The 24,568-nt window shown below is 40.6% G+C and carries 16 protein-coding genes and 1 pseudogene; 8 read left to right on the forward strand and 9 right to left on the reverse strand.

Annotation, left to right across the window (positions count from 1 at the left end; genetic code table 11):
* Positions 1 to 269 precede the first annotated feature (269 nt).
* Positions 270 to 2,678 (forward strand): annotated as a pseudogene (locus tag DK415_RS09490) (FepA family TonB-dependent siderophore receptor).
* Between the two features lie 119 nt (positions 2,679 to 2,797).
* Here DK415_RS09490 and DK415_RS02575 read toward each other — a convergent pair.
* The 4 genes from DK415_RS02575 to DK415_RS02590 all read right to left on the reverse strand — a co-directional run bounded on the left by DK415_RS02575 (position 2,798) and on the right by DK415_RS02590 (position 5,927).
* Positions 2,798 to 3,007 (reverse strand): TOBE domain-containing protein, encoded by a 210-nt coding sequence (locus DK415_RS02575; protein ID WP_006718235.1) that lies wholly within the window; start codon positions 3,005 to 3,007, stop codon positions 2,798 to 2,800.
* A gap of 88 nt (positions 3,008 to 3,095) precedes the next feature.
* Positions 3,096 to 4,130, reverse strand: a complete 1,035-nt coding sequence (locus tag DK415_RS02580) for an ABC transporter substrate-binding protein (RefSeq protein WP_109432323.1) — start codon at positions 4,128 to 4,130, stop codon at positions 3,096 to 3,098.
* Positions 4,131 to 4,142: 12 nt separating this feature from the next.
* Positions 4,143 to 4,931: an ABC transporter ATP-binding protein gene (locus DK415_RS02585; RefSeq protein ID WP_109432324.1), complete on the reverse strand. Its 789-nt coding sequence runs from the start codon at positions 4,929 to 4,931 to the stop codon at positions 4,143 to 4,145.
* 9 nt (positions 4,932 to 4,940) lie between these two features.
* On the reverse strand, positions 4,941 to 5,927 hold the full coding sequence (locus DK415_RS02590; RefSeq protein ID WP_109432325.1) for a FecCD family ABC transporter permease: 987 nt from the start codon (positions 5,925 to 5,927) through the stop codon (positions 4,941 to 4,943).
* A 248-nt stretch (positions 5,928 to 6,175) separates the two neighbouring features.
* On the opposite strand from DK415_RS02590, the gene DK415_RS02595 reads away from it, so the two are divergent.
* The 3 genes from DK415_RS02595 (at position 6,176) to DK415_RS02605 (ending at position 11,944) form a co-directional block, all read left to right on the forward strand.
* Positions 6,176 to 7,456 carry a glycine zipper family protein gene (locus tag DK415_RS02595; RefSeq protein ID WP_109432326.1) on the forward strand — a complete coding sequence of 427 codons (1,281 nt, stop codon included), beginning with the start codon at positions 6,176 to 6,178 and terminating at the stop codon, positions 7,454 to 7,456.
* Positions 7,457 to 7,663: 207 nt separating this feature from the next.
* Positions 7,664 to 10,534 (forward strand): AAA family ATPase, encoded by a 2,871-nt coding sequence (locus DK415_RS02600; RefSeq protein ID WP_239305502.1) that lies wholly within the window; start codon positions 7,664 to 7,666, stop codon positions 10,532 to 10,534.
* Between the two features lie 186 nt (positions 10,535 to 10,720).
* On the forward strand, positions 10,721 to 11,944 hold the full coding sequence (locus DK415_RS02605) for an ATP-binding protein (RefSeq protein ID WP_109432327.1): 1,224 nt from the start codon (positions 10,721 to 10,723) through the stop codon (positions 11,942 to 11,944).
* Between the two features lie 154 nt (positions 11,945 to 12,098).
* Here DK415_RS02605 and DK415_RS02610 read toward each other — a convergent pair whose 3' ends face one another.
* The 3 genes from DK415_RS02610 to purE all read right to left on the reverse strand — a co-directional run bounded on the left by DK415_RS02610 (position 12,099) and on the right by purE (position 15,104).
* Complete coding sequence (locus DK415_RS02610) at positions 12,099 to 13,289, reverse strand: amino acid aminotransferase (RefSeq protein ID WP_109432328.1); 1,191 nt, start codon at positions 13,287 to 13,289, stop codon at positions 12,099 to 12,101.
* An 89-nt stretch (positions 13,290 to 13,378) separates the two neighbouring features.
* A complete protein-coding gene (purK, locus tag DK415_RS02615; RefSeq protein ID WP_109432329.1) occupies positions 13,379 to 14,467 on the reverse strand; it encodes a 5-(carboxyamino)imidazole ribonucleotide synthase in 1,089 nt (362 codons plus the stop codon).
* Between the two features lie 139 nt (positions 14,468 to 14,606).
* Positions 14,607 to 15,104 (reverse strand): 5-(carboxyamino)imidazole ribonucleotide mutase, encoded by a 498-nt coding sequence (gene purE / locus DK415_RS02620; protein WP_109432539.1) that lies wholly within the window; start codon positions 15,102 to 15,104, stop codon positions 14,607 to 14,609.
* A 152-nt stretch (positions 15,105 to 15,256) separates the two neighbouring features.
* Between purE and pepN the strand changes: the two genes are divergently transcribed.
* The 3 genes from pepN (at position 15,257) to DK415_RS02635 (ending at position 19,807) form a co-directional block, all read left to right on the forward strand.
* On the forward strand, positions 15,257 to 17,866 hold the full coding sequence (gene pepN, locus DK415_RS02625; protein ID WP_109432330.1) for an aminopeptidase N: 2,610 nt from the start codon (positions 15,257 to 15,259) through the stop codon (positions 17,864 to 17,866).
* A gap of 76 nt (positions 17,867 to 17,942) precedes the next feature.
* Positions 17,943 to 18,962 carry a quinone-dependent dihydroorotate dehydrogenase gene (gene pyrD, locus DK415_RS02630; protein ID WP_109432331.1) on the forward strand — a complete coding sequence of 340 codons (1,020 nt, stop codon included), beginning with the start codon at positions 17,943 to 17,945 and terminating at the stop codon, positions 18,960 to 18,962.
* 8 nt (positions 18,963 to 18,970) lie between these two features.
* Positions 18,971 to 19,807, forward strand: coding sequence for a PHP domain-containing protein (locus tag DK415_RS02635; protein WP_109432332.1), 837 nt, complete (start codon positions 18,971 to 18,973; stop codon positions 19,805 to 19,807).
* Between the two features lie 47 nt (positions 19,808 to 19,854).
* Here DK415_RS02635 and DK415_RS02640 read toward each other — a convergent pair whose 3' ends face one another.
* Positions 19,855 to 20,751 (reverse strand): LysR family transcriptional regulator, encoded by an 897-nt coding sequence (locus tag DK415_RS02640; protein WP_109432333.1) that lies wholly within the window; start codon positions 20,749 to 20,751, stop codon positions 19,855 to 19,857.
* 98 nt (positions 20,752 to 20,849) lie between these two features.
* Here DK415_RS02640 and topA point away from each other — a divergent pair, with 98 nt between their 5' ends.
* Positions 20,850 to 23,456, forward strand: a complete 2,607-nt coding sequence (gene topA / locus DK415_RS02645) for a type I DNA topoisomerase (protein ID WP_109432334.1) — start codon at positions 20,850 to 20,852, stop codon at positions 23,454 to 23,456.
* A 164-nt stretch (positions 23,457 to 23,620) separates the two neighbouring features.
* On the opposite strand, the gene uspE is transcribed toward topA, so the two are convergent.
* Positions 23,621 to 24,553 carry a universal stress protein UspE gene (uspE, locus tag DK415_RS02650; protein WP_109432335.1) on the reverse strand — a complete coding sequence of 311 codons (933 nt, stop codon included), beginning with the start codon at positions 24,551 to 24,553 and terminating at the stop codon, positions 23,621 to 23,623.
* Positions 24,554 to 24,568 lie beyond the last annotated feature (15 nt).

Raw genomic sequence — 24,568 nt, forward strand, 5'->3', positions numbered from 1 at the left:
TGTCCTTATTTAACGAGGTTTACATAAAGATTATAGAGTCGAGCAAACTTTGCTCAAGTGATAAGCCGTTATCCGTTGATATATATCAGAAAATAAACATAAAAAACGTTAAAAAAACTGACCGCACTTTTTATTTCATGAATGAAAAATTTGCTGAGAATCTGCGTTTTGGGGCGACTCATTTTTATTTGTACTCACTTATTGTTATTTATTATTTTATATAACGATCGTACTATTGCGCGATTTTTTATCAAACTAAGGATTTATCAATGAAAAAATTCCCTCGACTCAGCATGATTAGTTTGGCTGTAATTTCAACTTTTGCACAAGCGGAAAGCACGCAAAAACTAGACGAAATTCAAGTGACGGCAGAAGAACAAGTGAAACAATCACTGGGGGTTTCTGTGGTAACAGCGAAAGATTTAGAACGTAATCCTATTGAAAATGACGCGTCTGAAATTATTGCTAAACAACCGGGCGTAACTTTAAGTACCAACGCACCGGGCGGTGCTCGCGGTAATAAACGTCAAGTGGATATTCGCGCCATGGGGCCGGAAAATACCTTGATTTTGGTGGACGGTAAACCGGTAAAATCCCGTAACTCCGAACGTTACGGCAGAAACGGTACCCGTAATACCCGTGGGGATACCAACTGGGTACCGGCGGATGCCATTGAATCCATTGAAGTGTTGCGTGGGCCGGCGGCGGCTCGTTACGGTTCCGGCGCGATGGGTGGTGTGGTTAATATTAAAACCAAATCTCCGACCAGTGAGTATCACGGCAGTGTGAATCTTTTCACCGAACAACCGGAAGACGGCAAAGAAGGTTACACCAACCGTCTTGGTTTTAACGTCAGCGGTCCGTTAATTAAGGATGTATTAGGTTTCCGTTTATACGGCAACATTGCAAAAACACAAGCGGATGCGTTGGATATCAACTCAGGTGAAGATGCTTTCGTTAATAACAATGCGGGAACACAAGACAATACCCGTTATGCCGGTCGTGAAGGTGTGCGTAACCGTGATGTGGCAGGACAGTTAGTTTGGAATATCACCCCGGATCAAAAATTAACCTTTGATGCGGCATACAGTCGTCAAGGCAATATTTATAACGGGGATACACAAAACAGCTCTGTTTTACTGAATCAAGCCATGAAAACCAGCCGTGATCTTGCGTTACAACATGCGGAAACCTCAACGCTTTATCGTCAAAGTTACGGTTTAACACATGAAGGCAAATGGGGCGTGTTAGATAACCGCACTTATTTCACTTTCGACCAAACCCGTAACTATCATTATCCAGAAGGCTTGTTGGGCAGTACGGAAGGGGCTTACAACGGGTTAAATAAATCTGTCGGTTTACTCAGAAACTACCGTTTTAGTAATGAACTTTATATTCCGTTTGCTTTGGGTAACACCAGCCATATGGTGACTGTTGGTGCGGAAGCGTCCCGTTCTGAATTGGATGATGCTGCTTCTATGACGCAAACCATGCAAGTTTATGCCATCGTGCCTTGGCTAAAAGATAAAGGGCGTAGTGGTAAAGTGGCACAAAATGAATAGGCGGCGTTCTTGGAAGACAACATTATGTTGCCAAATAACAAAACCATTGTAACACCGGGCATTCGTTTTAATTCCAGCACCAATTCTAAATCTAATTGGAGCCCGTCATTCAACTTCTCACACCAAGTGAGCGAAAACTGGAAAATTAAAGGTGGGGTAGCAAGATCCTATAAAGCACCGAATTTTTATCAATCTTCCCCGAATTATTTGCTCATTAACGCGAGTAATGGTTGTCCGATTGACAGCGCCAATAACTGGAATAATCCAAATGCGTTAAATTCAACCGGCAGTGTTGTTAAGACAGATGCAAAAGGCAGACAATATACTGTTCTTCAAAACAGTCATCCGAAAGGTTTTGACTGGGGACGTGCTTGTTATTTCTTAGGCAATGAAAATATCAAACCGGAAACCAGCTGGAACAAAGAAATCGGCTTTGAATATGAAAACGAAGGTAAATTGTTCTCCTTGGCGTATTTCCACAATGATTATCGTAATAAAATCGTGTCCAACGGTGAATTCTTAACGACCATTGATGCACCGGCAGGCGGCTATGATCGTGAAATTCGTGCAAGCAATACTCCGGACGGAAGAGCGATTTATCGTAACTACACGGCAACCAATGTTTATCGTTGGGGCAACACACCAAGAGCGATTATTGAAGGGGTTGAAGGTAATATCACATTACCATTCTTAGATGATGCGCTCGTATTTAGTACCAATCTCACCTATATGCTCAAAAATAAAAACAAGGAAACCGGCAATCCGATTTCTCTTGTGCCGAAATACACGGTGAACAGCAATCTTAATTGGAAAATTAATGATCATTGGGATGTGAATACCTCTTACACCCGTTACGGCAAACAAAAAACCGTTGAGAATGCGGAAAACTTTATGCACATAATTTATAACACCGGTGAAAGCTTGGTGACACAATATCAACTTGGTAGCTACGGCATTTGGGGCGCTAACGTTGGCTATAAATTTAATAACAGTTTAAGCCTACGTGTGGGGGTGAATAATATTTTAGATAAACGCATTTATCGTAACGCCGGCACGGCACGCACCTATAATGAGCGTGGTCGTTCTTACTTTGCGAATTTGAAATATAGTTTCTAAAATTGATTATGTAAAAAAAGTGCGGTGAATTTTCACCGCATTTTTTATGGCAGAAAAACACATAAAAAAACAACCGCACTTTTTCAAGTACGGTTGTTTTATCTTTAATTAAGAATAAATTATTCTACGCCAACCATCACGGAAGTGGCTTTGATAATTGCGTAAGCGTCTTTGCCTACCGCTAAACCTAATTCTTTTACCGCTTCAAGAGAGATGGTAGAAGAAATTACGTTGCCACCACCGATATCAAGGTGAACGATAGCGTTTACAGAACCGCTTTCGATTGAAACAACTTTACCTTTTAATTGGTTTCTTGCACTGATTTTCATAGAAATTTCCTTATGTTGATGCCCATACAACTCGCGGGCGGTTGAAAAAGAGCGTGCATTTTACATGGAATAATTTAAAAAACCAATACTACTTAAGAGGTGATAGCCCTTTTAAGATTTGCTCAGCGTTTTCTTTACTTAACGCATAGCCGTAATATTTTTTGTAAAACGCCTGTGTTTTTTCCACCATATCAATGTCTTGGAATTTTTCCGGGTGGAATAATTGTGCCGCCCACAAAATTTGTAAGGCTTCTTCTGCACTATAACGATCCCATGGGAAAGTCCCTGTCGGGTTGGCATAAATGCGATTATTTTTGACCGCACTGATGGATTGCCAAGTTGGATCTGATTTGATTTTCTCAATGGCGGCTTGAGATTTATTGCCGCTGCTGCCGATGATAATTACATCCGGATTAGCTTCCACAATGGACTCCATGGTGACAGTCACCATGTTGGCTTGATCCGGTAACACGCTTTTACCGCCGGCTAAACGAATCCATTCACCAATCATGGATTTGCCACCGTCAATCTTAAGTAAATCAGCGCCGCTAGTGATGTGCAATACAGTTGGACGTTTTTCTTCTTTCACGTCTTTAATGCGGGATTCGACGAATTGAATGTTGCCTTCAAGTTCTTTGATGTAACTTTTCGCGATTTCAGGGGCTTTGTCTCCTAAAACCTCGGCAGTGATGCTCACAGTTTTCTTTAATCCCTCAAAATCTTGAAAACTCACACGCACGCCTTTTAAGCCGGCTTGGTTTACTTCGGTTAGCATGGATTTTTTAGACAACAACACAGCATCCGGTTTTTGGGATAATAATTCTTCCACTTGAATCGTTTCGCCGTTAGTTAGCACCGGAACGTTTTTAATGTTTGGATACACTTCAGCGAACCAAGGATTTGCCGCAATAGCGGTGGTCGTTGCAACTAATTTGTCGGCCCCACCTAATAACAACACGATTTGGTTATTGGCATGCCAAAGGTCGGCGACACGTTCCACGCGATCAGCGATTTCTACTTGGTTGCCGTCCACGTCGGTGACGATTTTTGCCTGTGCAGAAAATGCCAACAGGGTAGCGGCAAAAAGTGCGGTAAGTTTTAGAGATGTTTTTTTCAGGGTCATAAGCACGTCCTCTTAAATATGTGTAATGGCACAGATTTTGCGACCTAATTCAGGCACCTCAATTAAGCGCAAATCTGTTTGGTAAAGTTCTCGCAGATTGTCTTCTGTGAGAATGTCTGGGGTTAAACCACAGTACAATTTTCCTTGGGTATTTAAGATGGCCACTTTGCTGTTCGGGATCACATCATGCAAAAGCATCGGGTGATCGGGATTATGGGTGGTCATAATGATGGAAAATTGCTGATGTGATAACTCTTTAATCAGGCTCAAGGTTTTAAATACATTGCCGTAATCCAGGGCGGAAGTGGGTTCATCAAACAAAATCAGTTGCGGCTGTTGCACTAAAATTTTGGCTAAATTTACTAATTGTTTTTCACCACCGCTCATTTGCATATAAATTTTGTCGGCAAAATGGCTGATACCCAGTTGAGCTAAGGCTTGTTCTGCGAGGTGATAATCTTCCTCACGTGGTTTGCCGAATAAACCTAGGTGGGCTGCACGTCCCAGCACCACATAATCCAATACTTTGTATTGATAAGTTTGTGGTGAATGTTGCGATACATAGGCGACTTGACGGGCAATTTGTTTACTTGTCAGATGCTTAATTTCTACATTATTGAGGAAAATTTCGCCCCGTTGTGGTGTGAGTAAACCGGCAATACAGTTCAGCAACGTTGATTTTCCGCGTCCGTTAGCACCGAGGATGGTGACTAATTCACCTGCATTCAGCGTTAAGTCCACACCATTTAATAACGGAATATGAGGCTGATGTTGAAAATAAAGTTGGTTGATTTTTAACATATCGGCTCCTTATTCCGCGACTTTTTGTTTTACTAATACCCAAGCAAAGAATGGCGCACCAATAAAGCCAGTTAGAATGCCGAGTGGAACTTCTTGGATATATAAGTTGCGTGCTAAGGTGTCGATAATGAGCAAGAATAGGGCTCCGATCAGTGCAGAAAGCGGAAGGGTGCGAAGGTTATTGTCGCCGATAAACATACGCGCCAAATGCGGAATAATTAAGCCAATCCAACCGATCGTGCCGCTTAAACAGACCGTAGAGGCGGTAAGCAAGGTGGCAAACACCACCATAACGTTGCGTTCCAAACGAATATTGGCACCAATTAATTTTGCCTCCCGATCACCTAATGACAACACGTTAATGCGCCAGCGCATCATGAGTAAACCGCCGGTAGTAAATAGAATAATCGGGGCGAGTATGCTTAGATTTTTGTAATCTACTTTGGTCAGGCTCCCCATTTGCCAATACACAATGTCGGCAAGTTGAGTTTCCGGGTCGGCGAGATATTTAATTAAACCAAGGCAAGCCATCATAAAGCCGGAAATAATAATTCCGGAAAGCACAAGAATGATCGTGGAATCACGCTGTACCAGCTTCGGCAGGCTCATGGTCATCAACACGGCAATTAAACCGCCCACAAATGCAAATCCCTGAATGGCAAACAAACCGAAACCGAGCAAAATCGCAATGGCTGCGCCGATACAAGCACCACTGGATACACCTAACAGATCAGGCGACACCAACGGATTGCGGAAAATTCCCTGAAAAGTTGCGCCCGCCACCGCAAGCGCAGTACCCACTAAAATAGCGGCAAGAATGCGCGGCAAGCGCAGATTGAAAATGATGTTGTTCTGTACGTCACTGGTGTTATTGCCCATTAGGCTTTGCACCACGTTTTCAATCGGAATGGCAAAACGTCCCCAAGACAAGGAAAACAAGGCAAGGCTAAAAAGCAATAAAATAAGCAAGATAAAAATCAATGTGTTTTTATTCATGAGAAAAGCGCGGTTAGTTTTTAATGCGGTTCATTATATATGAAATTATATATATCTTTGTGATTTATTTTATATAACGAAATTAAGGGAGTAAGTCAAAACGTGAGGGGGTAGATCATTTTGGGGGAGAGATTACTTTAATCTATTTTGCTTAGTAAGCATCTTCACAGGTATTTTTATATTACCCAATAACACAAGATGAAATTTTGCTAGAATAGCCCAACTTTTATAACGACTAAGGATATTTTATGCAAAACCCTCAACTTTCACTTCAAGAAAAAAATATTGATCAACTTTTTGATTCACTAAAACAAGATGAAACTCAACTCACTTTGGCAAAGCAAGCTGAAGAAGCCCTGTTTACCGATGAGAATGCAAAGAAAAATACCGCACAAATGATTAATACATTTGTGGATGATTATTTAAATAATGGTCGTCAGCAGCCTATAAATCAATGGTTAAAATCCCGTTTTGATCAATATCCTGATATTTGGGAAAGCGAACAAGAGAAAATCGATACAACAAACACGATTATTAACACCATTGAAAGCCTTGTTTGTAACCAAGTAGAATTGGAAAAGCATCTCAATAAACGTAAAACCATTGAAAATTTTTATCAAAAGAAAATCAATCAAATGGCAGAAACTTATCAATTTGAAGTACAGGAGCTTGCTCAAGAAGTGGATGCCGCTGTAGCGGAAGCAAACTGCAAGCAATTTGGCTTTTTAACGGGTGAAGTAATTGATGTCCCTTTTGAAGAAAAACCGCTTAACGAGAAAACTATTCAACGCGCCAAGTTCAATGCAAATTTAAATCTCGCATTTTGGGGAATAAAAAGTGCCGGTTCACGCCTTGCTAATGCGTTTTTAAACAAAGAAAATCTTTCTTACGCAGAAGAATTGCAAAAAATTATTCGTGGTGCGGTGGATACGGCAGAAAACAAAGGTGTGCAAATTGCCATTTCCGGTGGTGCAGTGGTGTCAGCTAAAAAAGGCTGGATTAAAGATGCGTTTGAGGGATTAGAAAAAGTCGAGAAGGTTGTCGGTAAAGCTGGAGCAATGTTGGGTCGTATTCAGGATCTGACATTAAATGTCGCCAATGGTTGGGATGATGTTCGTTTGTATGACAAAGTGGAACAAGGCGTATTAAGTGCCACAGAAGTTGCTGCCGAGAAAGCTAAATTTGTTGCCGCCCAAATCATTACCAATTTAGAACAAAAAGCCGATTTATTTCTACGCCAAAACGGAGCAAAACTTGGAGCAAAATTAGGTGCTGTAGTTGGCTCAGTATTTGGTCCGGCAGGAACGGGTGTCGGTAGCATAATTGGTGGTTTTATCGGTGAAAAAGTGGGCGGTTATGTCAGTGACAAAATCGTAAAACCTGTTGCCGAGACAGCTAAAAGAGTCGCGAATACGGTGATTGATACAGTAAAAGATACGGCGAAATCGGTTGTCTCTTCTGTAACAAGTGCAGCACGAAGTGTTGTGAGTTCGGTTTCTAGTGCTGTGTCTAGTTTCTTTGGTTGGTAGTAGTATCAACAGTGTGCTCTAGCGTAGAGGCGTGCTGAGCACACCGTTTAACATCAAAGATGTCTCAGGGCGTTTGCAACACACCCCTACATAAAAACAACAAAGTATAATGTACATCAATACCCCCAAAATAACCAAACGGTGCAACAAGTTGCACCCTACAAAAAATTGTATTGTATAAAATAAAAATCTCTCTCGGAGAACAATATGAAAAAACAAAATTTAACCCAACAATTGGTGGAATATATTCAGGCCGGATATACCGCCTTTTATTTAAAAACGGCAGAATTATCGCGTGCGGATGATTTAGTTGCAAAAGTGGCTGAATCACTTAATTTCAAAGTTTTGGAATATAATCTCGGCTATGGAAAAGTTAATTTTGATAATAAGCACGTGCTAGATGAAAATCAAAATAGTTTTGAGAAAATATTAAACAGCCTACGCCACGAAGAACTTGAAAAGTGCCTTATTTTTATTAAGGATGTCAAACTTGGGTTAGAAAATAATCCTGTGGCATTGGCACGTTTAAAATATTTATTAGAGACGCTTAATCAGTATAAAGGCGAAAGTGCATTAATTTTACAATCTGCTGACGTGTATTTACCGAATGAAATTGAACCGCTTGTAAATTTAATTGAATTACCATTGCCTAATCAAACTCAAATTCAAGCGGTGTTAAATGAGAAAAATATTGCAAATGAATTAACGGATCGATTATCGACCGCACTTTCTGGCTTAAATGAATTAGATATTGAGCGATTATTAAGCTTGCTCAAAAATAAATATAGCGAATTGAAAACGGAAAATGAAAAGGCGATTCTTGCCGAAATTCAGCAACAAAAAGAACAAATTATCGCGAAAAGCGGTGTGTTGGAAATGGTGAAAGTGAATGAAGCCATTGAAGATATTGGCGGTTTGGAAAAACTGAAAGCGTGGTTGCAAGATCAAAGTTATATTGTGAAAAACTTACAAGCTGCGAAAGAATTTGGCGTAAAAGCCCCGAAAGGCACGTTGATTGCAGGCATGCCGGGGTGTGGTAAATCGCTTACGGCAAAAGTGGCAGCGGCATTGTTCCAACAACCATTGTTGCGGTTAGATATTGGCTCGTTGCTCGGCAAATATGTGGGAGAAAGTGAGACTAATATGCGTAAAGCGTTGGCAATGGCGGAAAGCATTAGTCCGTGCGTGTTGTGGGTGGATGAATTGGAAAAAGCCTTTGTGGGCATGACGGGCAATAACGCCTCTGAAGTCAGTTCCCGTTTGTTGGGTTATTTCCTGACTTGGTTGCAAGAAAAAACTGCTCCTGTGTTTATTATTGCCACCGCCAACGACATCACCGCTTTGCCGCCTGAATTATTACGCAAAGGGCGTTTTGATGAGATTTTCTATGTTGGGTTCCCTACAAAAAAAGAACGCAAGAAAATTATTGAAATTCACCTTGCCAAAGCAAAACAAAAGTCGCATGAATTTGATATTGATGTCCTTGCCGGTGAATGTCGAGACTATGCCGGTGCGGACATTGAAAATGCGATTTTTGATGCGGTGAAAAATGCCTTTATTAGTAATGATAAAATCCTTACGCAAGATTTATTGTTAGAGGCAATCCGCAAAACTACGCCACTGCGTAAAACCTTAAAAGAGAAAGTGGGAGAATATGAGAAAAAATTTGATGAACTTTATTTATCGCCATCATCCGAAAATGATGGTTTAAGCATTGCTCAAATGGTGAAAATGGCAAAAGATCCGAACTATCTTATTCGCTTAAAAGTAGCGGAAGATGAGAATGTGACGGAAGAAATCCTAGAGCAATTAACCAAAGATGATAATTTGGAGGTGCGTAAAGCCGTATTTAAAAATATCAATTGCCCAACGAAAGTATTAGATGAACAATTATCTTTAGATAAAGATCACAAACTTTATGATGAAGAATTACTTGATGTGATTTATCAAAATAAAAACGTATCATTTGAGTTAGCACTTTCCAGATGGAATAATAATGACAGAACCTCAAGAATAGATAATCTATTCAGTCATCATACCCTTGATTTGTTAGAGATTCAAAAATCTATTGTAGAATATGGGGGAGATTATCCTCAATTTTTATTAGCTAAGAATTCTATTATTCATAAAGAGATAAGAAGTAAGTTGTTCCAAAATAAATTAGCAAAAGAGGCTTTTTGTTATAGAGATGATTTAACTCTTATAGAAGGAAAAAACTTAATTGATAACGGATTTTATATTAAAATGATTGAAAATAATAGCTGTGGCAAGAATATTTATTCATTGATTCTTGATAAGTTATTATATGAATATAATTATTTTAATGATTCTCCTAATTGTCTTTTTTCAGATGAAAAAAAACGTGTTTTTAATAATTTGGTAAATTTTTGCTCGAAGAAATATGTTACGAAATCTATGCAGGTTAAAATATTGAGTAAATTTAATGAATCATTTTATAAAGAAGAGTATATTAAAGAACTAGTATTTAAGTTTGTTTACATATATGATTCAACTCAAGAAATAATATTAGACATGACATCTAATAGTGAAATTTTAACTAAACTGATTAAAAGGAATGAACTAACTCATGCATCTATAGAAAATATCATGAAAAAAAAGAAAGATATAGAATGCGTTAAATATATTGTAAGAAATAAAAAACTCACATTAGAAGAAATGAAATATTTACCAACCCAATATGGCGATGATGTTTTAAAGATTCTAGCTAATAGAGATGATCTTCCGGAAGAAATCCAACTTGATATAGCACATAGACATGCTTGGGATGCTCATCTGATTCTAGTAAAAAAAGCGAATTTGTCCGAAGAAGTCCAGAAGGTTTTGGCTGCATTTTCTAGATATGAGGCTGTAGAGGAGTTAGCTATTAAAAGCACTTTATCTGAGGAAGTACAAGAAAAACTATCAGCAAATGATCGTAACAGGAAAGCTAGACAATTATTAGCCAAAAGAGGAGATCTATCTTATTCGGCTGCACGAAGATTATCCGAAGATAACGATTATGATGTTAGATGTGCTTTAAGAGATAACCAATTAATTCCCAAATGGTATAAAGAGTAATTTTTTTGTTTAGCTTGAATAAGCAATTAAATTTCTCAAATAATTTGCATAAGTTGACCGCTTTTCTCTCATAAATCTAGTTTAATCTACGATAATATATTAAATTAAACTAGATTTTTCTTTACTTTTATACTTACTTTTAGTTTAATTTACGATACCATCTTAAATTAAACTAATTTTTGTCTTATGAACTTCTATCAACGCCAAATGCAACCTTTATTGCAAAGCCTTATTCAACAATTCCCAGCGATTCTAGTGACAGGGCCTCGTCAAGTCGGGAAATCAACCTTATTGCAACATATTGGACAAGATTACCAATATGTGACTTTTGACGATCCGCTTTTGCTCAACCAAGCCCGCAATGATCCTACTTTGTTTATGCTCAACCATTCGGGCAAGTTGATTTTAGATGAAGTGCAATATGCCCCTAAATTGTTTTCTAGCCTAAAACTGGCGATTGATAAGCAAAAAACGTCAGGGCTATTTTTACTTTCTGGTTCGCAGGCGTTTCAGTTAATGCAAAATGTCACTGAAAGTTTGGCGGGGAGAATTGCGGTGTTGAAGTTGCAAGGTTTCTCCTTACGCGAAATTCAGCAACTGGATTTTTATCAACCTTTTGTGCCGAATAAAGAATATATTTCCGCACGGGAAAAATATTTCAAGCCTCTTGAAAATATCTGGGAAATTATTCACCGGGGCTATATGCCACGCCTTTATGAGCGAGAAATGAACTGGGAGGTTTATTATGCTTCTTATGTTTCGACCTATATTGAACGAGATGTGCGCGCTTTGACGAATATCAGTAGTATTACTGATTTCACCCGTTTTATGGTGGCGATTGCCGCACGCAGTGGCGAATTGCTCAATTACAGCAATGTGGCGCAGGAAGTGGGCGTTTCGGTGGATACTATTAAGCGTTGGACGACTATTTTGGAAACGTCGGGTATTATTTATTTGCTCAAACCATACAGTAATAATCATCTGAAGCGGGCGATTAAAACGCCAAAAGTGTATATGCTGGATACGGGCTTAATGGCGTGGCTAACCAAATGGCTTACACACGAAACCATTAAACAAGGCGCAAAGAGCGGTCAATTTTTTGAAACGTTTGTGGTGAGCGAAATTATTAAATCCTTTTATAACAACGGACTTGAGCCGCCGATTTATTATTACCGTGACACTAATCAGAAAGAAATTGATATGCTGATTGAATATAATCGCACACTTTACCCGGTGGAAATTAAAACCTCTGCCAGTCCTGACAAAAAAATGGTAAAAGCCTTTGGTGTTTTAAAGGAGAATTTGCCTGAATCTGAAATCAAAATTGGCAATGGGGTGATTATTAATCAATATCCGCAAAAATTGTGGCTTACGGAAGATTTAGTGGCGTTACCTATATGGAGTATTTAATCACTGTTCTCCGAGTTTGAGATAATTCAAACTCGCACGTTAAAAGTAAATCATGAGCTCACATGTTGGAGAGAAAACGAAAATTACTGAAACAGATATAGAGATAAAATGAAGGCGCTAATTTTTCATTAGCGCCTTAAAGAGCGGTTAAAAATTACAACACTTTGACAATACTTTCGCAGAGGTAACGAATGTTGTCTTCGGTAATACCGGCAACGTTGATACGGCCTGAGCGCACGGCATAAATGGCAAATTCTTCTTTCAAGCGGTCAACTTGTTCTGTGGTCAAGCCACTGAAAGAGAACATCCCGTTTTGGTTGATGATGAAGCTAAAGTCTTGCTGCGCACCGTATTCTTTAAGTAACTCGACAAAACGGTGGCGCATTTTTTTGATGCGGTCGCGCATTTCGGTGAGCTCGTTTTCCCAGTCCTGGCGCAATTTTGCATCATTTAATACCAATGCAACGGTATTTGCCCCGTGAGAAGACGGGTTGGAGTAGAGGGTTCGGATAATAACTTTCACTTGAGTTAATGCTGTTGCAGCAATATCAGAATTTTCCGCCACGACAGTGAATGCACCAACACGCTCGTTATATAAACCGAAGTTTTTAGAGAAGGAGCTTGCCACTAAAAGTTCTTTGTGGTTTTTGGCAAAAGCGCGTAAACCGTAAGCATCCTCTTCTAAGCCATGAGCAAAGCCTTGGTAAGCGAAGTCGAATAATGGCAACCAGCCTTTTTGTGCAGACATTTCAGCCAGTTTGTCCCATTGCTCCGGTGTCGGGTCGATACCGGTCGGGTTGTGGCAGCAACCGTGAAGTAAAACTACATCGCCTTCACCGGCTTGGCTTAAATCCGCAATTAAGTTGTCCCAGTCTAAGGCTTTGCGTTCGGCATCGTAGTAACGATATTCGCGAATATTGATGCCCACCGCTTTGAAAATTGCATTGTGGTTTGGCCAGGTTGGCGTGCTGATCCATACATTTTGGCTGTTCGTTTGGCGTTTAATGAACTCTGCGGCAATGCGTAGCGCGCCGGTGCCACCTAAACTTTGTGCGGTTCTGGCACGGTTATTTTTCACGATATCGGAATTTGCACCGAACAATAATTCTTTGGTACGTGCGTTAAAATCAGCAACACCATCAATCGGCAAATAGTTTTTGGTATTTTCTTGTTCTAATAAGCGTTTTTCTGCTTCTTTTACTGCCTTAACAATCGGGGTATTGCCTTTGGCGTCTTTATACACGCCGATGCCTAAATTAATCTTGTTACTACGGGTTTCGGATTTAAATGCTTCGCCTAAACCTAAAATTGGATCCGCCGGTGCGGCAGTAATCTTTTCAAACATAATATTATCCTCGGATGGTGGGTGAAAAATCTTTTTAGTTATACTGCTCGGGTTTCTTTTTGACAAGCAATATGTTGCGAAAATGTTAACTATATCAACTTATTTTTTGCCCATTGCAAACCGGATTGATAATCTTCCGGCAACTCTGTGGCGAGTTTGTCTAATTGGGCGATAATGATCTTTTTATCCGGATGGGAAAGGTTAATGTGTCCCACTTTACGCCCCGGTCGTACTTCTTTGCCATACCAGTGTAATTGTGCAAAAGCGGTGTTTAACCACTGTGGGTTGTGCTCAGTACCAATCAAATTGACCATCACGCTTGGCGCGGATACTTTTAATTCCGGCGTAGGCAAATCTAATAATGCGCGTAAATGCAATTCAAATTGACTCACAGCACAGCCTAGTTGTGTCCAGTGTCCGCTGTTGTGTACGCGTGGCGCAAGCTCATTAATTAAAAGCTGATCGCCCACCACAAAACATTCCATCGCCATTACGCCCACATAATTCAGTTCATTCATGATTTTGCTTAACATCATTTCAGCTTGCTGTTGCTGTGTGGATTGTTGTGGGAAAGTGACGTCCATGACACTGTAACGTAAAATACCATTTTGCTGTAAATTGTGAGTGACCGGATAAAAACGAGTCTCGCCGTTACGGAAACGGGCACCCACAAGAGATACTTCGTAATCAAAGGGAATAAATTTTTCCGCAATGGTTTCTCCAAACAGGTCTTCAGTGATTTGCGCTTTGTTTTCATCAGACACAATCCACTGCCCACGGCCGTCATAACCGCCCATACGGCGTTTAACAACGACTTTTTCACCGATATCTTGAAATACTTCGTCCCATTGTGATGGTTCTTTTAATAGACACCAAGGCGAGGTTGGGAGATGTAATTTATCTAATAAGGATTTTTGGCTTAAGCGATCAGCTAATTGTGCGAAGACTTTTTGATTAACGAAATTGGCGTGATTGCCGAGGAGTGTGGTCAGAGGTGTTTTTTCCCAGCGTTCGATTTCTGCGGTAATAATGTCATTCGGCGACAACTCAAACACCAGCGCATCAAAAGGCAGCGGTTGAACGTGAATATCTAAAGGCGAACCGGCATAGCGTAACATTCTGCCGAGTTGTCCATTGCCAAGAACATAAATGGTTGGATAGAGGGCTGATTTTTGCATAGTTTTCTCATTGATTTTTATAGATGCACAAACGTTCACGCTTGCGCTACCTTCAGTTTTTCATTAAAAAAACACGGAAAAAATGACCGCACTTTTTTATATTGGTCTGTTTAAAGTGCGGTAGATATTTTAGCTGTTTTTAAATTCGAGGATCCGGATTGTCCAATACGCTTTGTGTTTGTACCTGTCTGAACTGATGTAAGCGTTGGGCTAATTCTGCATTATTCATCGCCAAAATTTGCGCAGCTAATAAGCCTGCGTTTGCTGCACCCGCAGGCCCGATGGCTAAGGTGCCGACAGGAATCCCTTTGGGCATTTGCACGATGGAATAGAGGCTATCGACACCACTTAAAATTGAGCTTTTCACCGGTACGCCAAGCACAGGTACGATGGTTTTAGCCGCAATCATGCCCGGCAAATGGGCTGCACCGCCGGCGCCGGCAATAATCACTTCATAACCGTTTTGTTGTGCGTTTTCGGCAAACTGGAAGAGTTTGTCTGGCGTGCGATGTGCCGAAACAATTTCGACGTGATAAGGAACATATAATTGATCGAGGATTTGCGTAGCTTCTTGCATGGTTGCCCAATCACTTTGGGATCCCATTACAATGGCAATTTTAGGAGATGTTAAAGACATTTTTGCCTCATTCTTGGAGATAAAAAACGGCGCTAGAATAGCATAATGCGCAAACGTTTGCGATAAGTTTGCCAAAGAAAATCCATTTGCAACTTAAGGCTAAAAATCATATCCTTAACGGCACTTTTTAGCCCTTAGAATTAGGTCGTTTTATGTACGCTAAAGCCAAATACAGAAAAGATTATCAAACTCCCGATTTCACTGTTACCGACATTTATCTTGATTTCCAATTGGAACCTGAAAAAACAGTTGTTGTAGCAACAAGTCAATATCAACGTCTTAACAAAGAAAGTACGACATTGCGTTTAGACGGGCATGATTTTCAATTTTCTTCCATTAAATTAAATGGCAAACCGTTCTCTCAATATCAGCAGGATAGCGAAAGTTTAACGTTGGATTTGGCGCGAGTAGAGGCAGACCAATTTGAACTGGAAATTACCACTATTTTAAGCCCAGCTGCCAACACCTCATTGCAAGGCTTGTATCAATCCGGTGAAGCTTTTTGTACACAATGCGAAGCCGAGGGCTTTCGTCAAATTACCTACATGCTAGACCGCCCAGATGTATTAGCGCGTTACACCACGAAAATCACGGCGGATAAAGCGAAATATCCATTTTTACTTTCTAACGGCAATCGCATTAACAGCGGTGATTTGGATGATGGTCGCCATTGGGTTGAATGGCATGATCCATTCCCGAAACCAAGTTATTTGTTTGCGTTAGTGGCAGGCGATTTTGATGTACTGAAAGATCAATTCATCACCAAAAGTGGCCGTGAAGTCGCATTGGAATTGTATGTTAATCGTGGCAATTTAGATCGCGCAGATTGGGCAATGCAAAGCTTAAAACGTGCCATGAAATGGGATGAAGAACGTTTTGATTTGGAATATGACCTCGATATTTACATGATTGTTGCGGTGGACTTCTTCAACATGGGTGCCATGGAAAATAAAGGGCTCAATATTTTTAATGACAAATATGTGTTGGCAAATCCACAAACGGCAACAGATGATGACTATTTAGCCATTGAAAGTGTGATTGCGCACGAATATTTCCACAACTGGACGGGGAACCGAGTCACTTGCCGTGATTGGTTTCAATTGAGTCTAAAAGAAGGCTTAACGGTCTTCCGTGATCAGGAATTTTCCTCTGACACCGGTTCTCGCCCGGTAAATCGCATTAATAACGTGAAGTTTTTACGCACCGTACAATTTGCTGAAGATGCCGGCCCGATGGCGCATCCGATTCGTCCGGAAAAAGTGATTGAAATGAATAACTTCTATACGGTTACCGTGTATGAAAAAGGCGCGGAAGTGATTCGTATGTTGCATACCTTATTGGGCGAAGAGGGCTTCCAAAAGGGCATGAAGTTATATATTGCGGAAAATGATGGTAAAGCAGCAACCTGCGAAGATTTTGTGTCAGCTATGGAACGTGCCAATGATTTGGATTTAACCCAGTTCCGCCGTTGGTACAGTCAATCCGGCACGCCTGAGTTAACTATCAGTGATCGTTATGATGAAAAAAATCATGTCTATCAATTGCAGGTTTCTCAATTAACGCCACCGACAGCCGATCAAATGGAAAAAGTTAATTTACACATTCCGTTGAAAATTGCGTTATATGATGAAAAAGGTGCAGCACAAACGCTCTATGATGCCGATGGCGTTGTGGATAATGTCTTGAACATTACTCAAAAAGACCAAACCTTTGAGTTCCACAATATTTATACTAAGCCTGTTCCGGCATTGTTGTGTGATTTCTCTGCACCGGTGAAATTGGATTACGATTATTCCACTTCACAACTGATTACTTTATTAAAATTTGCTGAAAATGGCTTTATTCGTTGGGATGCCGCACAGATGTTACTTGCTGCTGAGTTACGACGTAACGTTACCAACTATCAGCAAGGGCAACCGCTCGATTTATCTGCGGAAACGGCTGCGGTGCTTTATCAAGTCCTAGATAATTATCAAAAAGATATCGAGTTAACCAGTTTAATTCTCACCTTACCGAAAGCGACAGAATTTGCCGAACTATTTAAAACCATTGATCCGGATGCGATCAGTGCTGTGCGGGAATTTATGGCACAAACGATTGCCGATAATTTAAAAGAATTATTACTGAAGACTTACAATCAAATTCGTTTGGATGAATATCAAATTAATCGTCAAGACATTGCCTTACGCAAACTGCGCAATGTGTGCTTAAGTTACTTGGCATACAGTAATATTGGCAATAACTTGGTGAATAAGCATTATACGTATTCCAATAATATGACCGATACGCTTGCAGCTTTAACTTCTGCAACCCAAGCTAAATTGGCTTGTCGTGACAGTTTATTGGCTGATTTTGAACAAAAATGGCAGCATGACGGTTTAGTAATGGACAAATGGTTTGCTTTACAAGCGACGCGTCCGGAAGAAAATGTATTACAAAACGTGATGCAGTTAATGGATCATCCAAGCTTTAATTTTAATAACCCGAACCGTGTGCGTTCTCTCATTGGTGTCTTTGCGGGGCAAAACTTAAAAGCGTTCCATGCGATTGACGGTTCAGGCTACCGTTTTTTAACAGATATTTTGATTAAACTGAATAAAAGCAACCCACAGGTGGCTTCTCGTTTAATTGAGCCGTTAATTCGTTTCGCGCGCTATGATGCACAACGCCAAACCTTGATGAAACGAGCGCTAGAACGCATTAGTGAGACAGAAGATTTATCTCGTGATTTGTTTGAGAAAATCGAAAAAGCGTTACAGTAAATATAAAAGTGCGGTTAAATTTGACCGCACTTTTTCTATTCCTTTCACAGTTAACTATCCGGAGAGATAAACGAGTATGTATTCTTTCATTCGTAAAGGGATTTTTTCCCTTGATCCTGAAGATGCCCATAATTTAGTGATAAAAACCCTTGGTTTAGCGGCATACCCACCATTTCATTTTCTTTTAAAACAACTTCTAAATTGTCCACTAGGCACGTCGAAAACCGTCATGGGCATTGAATTTAAAAATCCTATTGGTTTGGCAGCAGGGGCAGATAAAAACGCGGAAGCGATTGATGGCTTTGGTGCCATGGGGTTTGGTTTCATTGAGGTGGGCACAGTGACGCCATTAGCGCAAGAGGGCAATGCCAAACCACGCCAATTTCGTTTGGTTGAAGCCGAAGGCATTATTAATCGAAACGGTTTCAATAATTATGGTATCGATCAGCTGATTGAAAATGTCAAAAAATCGCACTATGACGGCGTGTTGGGGATCAACATCGGTAAAAATAAACTGACGCCCTTAGAACAAGGGAAAGATGATTATCTGATTTGTTTAAACAAAGCCTATAATTATGCCGGTTATATCACCGTGAATATTTCTTCGCCTAATACGCCGGATTTACGTCAGTTACAATATGGTGATTATTTTGATGATTTGTTGAGAAGCATTAAATCCCGTCAAAAAGAACTGGCTTCACAGCACGGCAAATATGTGCCGATTGCAGTGAAAATTGCCCCGGATTTGACGGAAAGCGAGTTAATTCAAATTGCCGATACCTTGCTGCGTCATAAAATGGATGGCGTGATTGCCACAAATACGACTATTTCTCGAGACAACGTCACAAATTTTAAAAATGCAGAACAGCAGGGCGGATTAAGCGGAAAACCATTACAACATAAAAGTACCGCTATCATTGCTCGCTTACACCAAGAGTTAAAAGGGCAAATTCCGATTATTGGCAGCGGTGGCATTGACGGTGTACAAAATGCTCAAGAGAAAATCCAAGCCGGTGCCGAACTTTTACAAGTCTATTCCGGATTGATTTATCACGGTCCGAAATTGGTGAAAGAGTTGGTTCAAGCAATTAAATAAGGAAAAGCATGATCAAATACGACCTCCATTGCCACAGTACAGCCTCCGACGGCATACTGACACCGACGGAAGTAGTTTTGCGTGCCCATGAAAAAGGTGTGAATGTGCTGGCGTTGACGGATCATGATACCGTGGCCGGAGTTGCTGAGGCGCGACAACAGGCTGAAACTTTGGGGATGAGGCTGATTAATGGCGTGGAAATTTCCACGTTATGGGAAAATCGCTCCATTCATATTGTGGCTTTAGGATTTGATATTTCACATGAAAAAATGACCGCACTTTTAGCTGAGCAAGCAAAATTACGCGAGATTCGAGCTCAGGAAATCGGGGCAAAGTTAGAAAAAATTGGTGTAGAAAATGCCTACGCAGAGGCAAAAAAATTAGCTGGTAATGGCGAAGTGACTCGTGCGCATTATGCCCGCCATTTAGTGCAAATTGGTAAAGTCTCTAACGATGGTCAAGCGTTTAAACGTTATTTGGGGCAGGGGAAATCGGCTTATGTCAAGGCACAGTGGGTTGATATTCCAACGACCATTGACATCATCCATCAAGCCGGTGGGGTAGCCGTGTTTGCGCATCCGTTGCGTTATACCATGACTATGAAATGGGTACGAAAACTAACGGAGAGTTTTAAAGCCTGGGGCGGTGACGCCATTGAAATTTCCGGTTGTGGACAAAGTCGCGACCAGTATCAATTGTTGGTAAAACTCGCGGAAGAACATCAACTTGCCGGCTCTATGGGCTCTGATTTTCATTTCCCCTGCGCATGGGTGGAATTAGGCAAACTTGCACCGTTGCCGGAGCATATTCCTTTTGTTTTAGACATAAAAAATGACCTTGCTTAATTGCAAGGTCACGTAAAACGAAAACGTACTTAAAAAGGACCGCACTTTTACGGTTTTGTCTTACATAAATCCAGCTGAGTAATAAAATCAATGAAGGCTTTGACTTTTGCTGACAAATGACGGTGGTGTGGATAAACAATGTGTAAATCCAACTCTTGTTGTCGGTAATCCGCTAAAATCTCAACCAATTTCCCCGAAGCCAATTCTTCCTCAATAAAGAAACGTGGTGTGTTAATAATGCCAACACCGTCAACGCACAATGAAGCAAGGGTTAAGCCATTATTACACACCAGTTTAGAACGCATTTTAATACGCTGAATTTTGTTGTGTTTGTTGAATTCCCAATAAATTTGGTTGCCTGTGGCTTTGTATAAAAGGCAGTCGTGATGTTCTAATTCTTCCGGCGTTTGTGGTGTGCCATGCGTGGCTAAATATTCCGGCGACGCGACAAAGTGCATTGAAGAGGTCGCAATTTTCTTTGCCACTAAGGAACTGTCTTGCAGATAACCAATACGCAAAGCTAAATCAAATCCTTCGCTGACCAAGTCAATCATACGATCGTTAAACTCAATGTCCACGTGTAAATTCGGGTGAGCCTTAACAAAACTCGCTAAATTCGGCGTAATAAATCGCAAACCAAAATCCCGTGGGACAGAAACGGTTAAATTCCCTTTCAGAGAGGTGGAAAGATTGCTGATGCTAGATTCAGCCTCCTCCAATTCCAATAAAATGGGCTGACAACGTTGATAATAGAGGCTGCCGGCTTCCGTTGGCACAATCTTACGGGTGGTTCGTTGTAACAAACGTGTTTTTAACTGTTCTTCTAATTGAGAAACCAGTTTGCTTGCCATGGCAACCGAGATATTTTGCAATGCGGCTGCTTTGGTAAAACTTTGAGTTTCAATCACTTTGCAAAAAATTGAAATTGCGTTGAGTTTATCCATTTCTGATGCCTTTTGGAAAAAAGTAGTTGACCTACTTGAAGATAGTTAGCAATATAGCGGGCAATTTTATACAAGTTAATCGAAATTAGGTAATAATAATGACAAAATCCTTGGTTATTGTGGAGTCGCCGGCGAAGGCGAAAACCATTAATAAATATTTAGGAAACAATTATGTAGTGAAATCCAGCGTGGGACATATTCGTGATTTGCCAACGGTGGGTTCTGCGACCGGAGAGAAAGCCAAACCTATTTCCACCAAAGGTCTTAGTGCGGAAGAAAAGCAAGCGATAAAACAACAAAAAGAACAAGATGCTTTAGTCAAACGCATGGGGATCGACCCATATCACGGTTGGAAAGCCAACTATCAGATTTTACCCGGTAAAGAAAAAGTCGTTGCTGAACTGAAATCTCTTGCCAAAAAAGCCGATCATATTTATCTCGCCACCGACTTGGATAGAGAAGGAGAGGCCATTGCTTGGCATTTACGCGAGGTGATTGGCGGCGATGATGAACGTTATAGTCGCGTTGTCTTTAATGAAATTACCAAAAATGCCATTAAACAAGCCTTTGAACATCCTGAAACTTTGAACATGGATAGGGTGAATGCGCAGCAAACACGCCGTTTCTTAGATCGTGTTGTTGGTTTTATGGTGTCGCCGTTACTTTGGAAAAAAGTGGCGCGTGGTTTATCTGCCGGCCGTGTGCAATCGGTCGCCGTGAAATTGATTGTAGAACGTGAGCGTGAGATTAAGGCGTTTGTGCCGCAAGAATATTGGGAAGTTTCGGTTCTTACTAACACACCGAAAGGTGATGAAATTCAGTTAGATGTTGCGCAATTTAAAGGCAAAAAATTTGAACCGAAAAATGCAGAACAAGCGCAAAGTGCGGTGGATTTTTTAACTAAATCCGATTATGTCATTTCTGATTTAGAAACCAAACCGACCAGTTCTCGACCAAGAGCACCGTTCATTACTTCTACGCTACAACAAACGGCAAGTACCCGTTTGGGCTTTGGTGTGAAGAAAACCATGATGTTGGCGCAACGTTTATATGAAGCAGGTTACATCACTTATATGCGTACGGACTCCACCAATTTAAGCCAAGATGCGTTAAATATGGTACGCGGTTATATTGAAAAATATTACGGGCACGCTTATTTACCGGAAAAACCGAATTTTTACTCGAGTAAAGACAATGCACAAGAAGCCCACGAGGCTATTCGACCTTCCGATATTCATGTTGGGTTAAATGACTTAGTCGGCATGGAAAAAGATGCCGTGCGTTTATACGATTTAATTTGGCGTCAGTTTGTGGCATGTCAAATGCCGGCTGCGCAATATGACAGCACCACGTTAACAGTGACAGCAGGGGATTATACGTTAACCGCTAAAGGCCGTATTTTACGTTTTGACGGTTGGACAAAAGTATTGCCGCAACAAAGTAAATCTGCTGAAGATCAAGCGCTACCGGATGTTTCTGTTAACAGCAAGCTCAATTTGTCTGCAGTGCAGCCACAACAATATTTCACAAAACCACCGGCTCGTTTTTCAGAAGCCGCATTAGTGAAAGAATTGGAAAAACGTGGTATTGGCCGACCTTCCACCTATGCCGCCATTATTTCTACGATTCAGGAACGCGGTTATGTGCGTACAGAAAACCGTCGTTTTTATGCAGAAAAAATGGGCGAAATCGTGACCGATCGCTTAAATCAGTCTTTTGCTGATTTAATGAGCTATGATTTCACTGCCAATATGGAAGATGTGTTGGATCAAATAGCGTCCGGTGAGAAAAACTGGAAAACCGAATTAAACCAATTCTTCAAAGATTTCTCGACTCAACTGACCAAAGCGGAATTAGACGAATTAGAAGGCGGAATGCGTCTGAATAATTTGGTCGAAACCGATATTCTTTGTCCGACTTGCGGACGCAATATGGCTATTAGAACGGCTAGTACGGGAGTCTTCTTAGGCTGTACCGGCTATTCTTTACCACAGAAAGAACGTTGCAAAACTACTATTAATTTGATTCCAGAAGCGGAATTGCTAAATGTGTTAGATGATGCATCGGAAACAAAAGCATTGATGGAGCGTAAACGTTGTCCTAAATGTGGTACGGCGATGGATAGTTACATTATCGATCCACATCGCAAATTGCACATTTGCGGTAATAATCCAAATTGCGAGGGTTATTTAATCGAAGAGGGTAAATTTAAGATTAAAGGCTATGACGGCCCGGTTGTCGAATGTGATAAGTGCGGTGGCGATATGCACCTCAAATTAGGACGTTTCGGTAAATATATGGGCTGTACGCAATGTGATAACACCCGTAAAATTTTGAAAAATGGTGAAGTTGCACCACCAAAAGAAGACCCGATTCCTTTCCCCGAATTAAAATGCGAAAAATCGGATGCTTATTTTGTATTACGCGATGGTGCCAGCGGCGTGTTTATGTCCGCGCATAATTTCCCGAAATCTCGCGAAACTCGCGCCCCGAAAGTGGCAGAATTGGCGTTATATCGTGAGCGTTTACCGGAGAAATTGCGTTACTTAGCCGATGCACCACAAGTCGATCCGGAGGGGAATGAGGCAATTATTCGCTTTAGCCGTAAAGAAAAACGTCAATATGTTACCTCTGAAAAGAATGGCAAAGCCACGAAATGGATTGTGGATTTTGTCGATGGAAAATGGATAGAGCGGAAGAAGTAATTTCCTTCTTTATTGAAAGTTAAAAGTGCGGTCTAAAAAAACAGTTAAATTTTAGACCGCACTTTTATTATTAAAAAACCACCTATAGAGGTGGTTTTTGTTTTATCAGAATACCCATAATTTTTCTGCAATAAGAAAAAATCATTAAGCTGAAAGCGATTAAATTAATTCTCTTTCTTTGATGGCTTAATAGCTAATAAATTGCAGTTTAGTTTGCTAATGACATGTTCTGCGGTATTCCCTAAAAATGCAGCAGAAAACCCGGTTCTACCAATGGTGCCTAAAATTACGAGTTCAGCTTCGATTTTTTTAGCAATTTGCGGAATCACATCTTCCGGGAAGCCTTCAACTACATGGGTATGATCGTCATTAATACCGTATTTTTGGCGCAATGCTTTCATGTTAATCAAGTATTGTCCACGCAAGCCACTATTGTATTCGCCCGAACTAAACTCCGGTAAATCTATGGCCATATTGATTGGCGTTGGTGGATAAGCGGTAACAAGATGAACATTGCCACGATCTAAAGACGCCGCTAAATCCATACTTAATGAGACTAATTCATCATTAAACGAGCTATGCGCTTCATTTTCATCATCAGATACGTTGACTGCAACCAAAACCCGGCGTTGATGTTTCCAATCGCCATCTTTCACTACGAGAATAGGTACTGGACATTTACGCAGTAATTGCCAGTCAACCGGCGTCACGATTAATGATGTCAGGCTTTCTTCCGCTTTAGTGTATTTCACGACCAAATCATATCCTTGATTTTCTACTTCAGTGGCAATGGCTTCTGCCTCATTGCTGTTCCAAACAACGGTTGTGGCAAATTCAATTCCATCAGAAGCATATTTTTCAATGTAGGGCTGGATGGCTAATTTACGTTGCTCAATGACATTTTTATGCATTTCTGAGCGTTCTTCTGAAGAAAGTAGCGCTGACATTTCATAAGATAAATCGTAAATTGCGAGGAAAAGAGTTATTTTTACTGGGGATTGGCTTTTTTGCTCTTGCGCCAAACGAACAGCTCTAGCAAGGGCATATTGTTTGTCATTTTCAGGATTTAAAACCACCAGTATGTTATTGAATTTCATGTACAACCTCCATTT

It is taken from the genome of Aggregatibacter segnis (assembly GCF_003130075.1).
Lineage (GTDB): Bacteria > Pseudomonadota > Gammaproteobacteria > Enterobacterales > Pasteurellaceae > Aggregatibacter > Aggregatibacter segnis_A.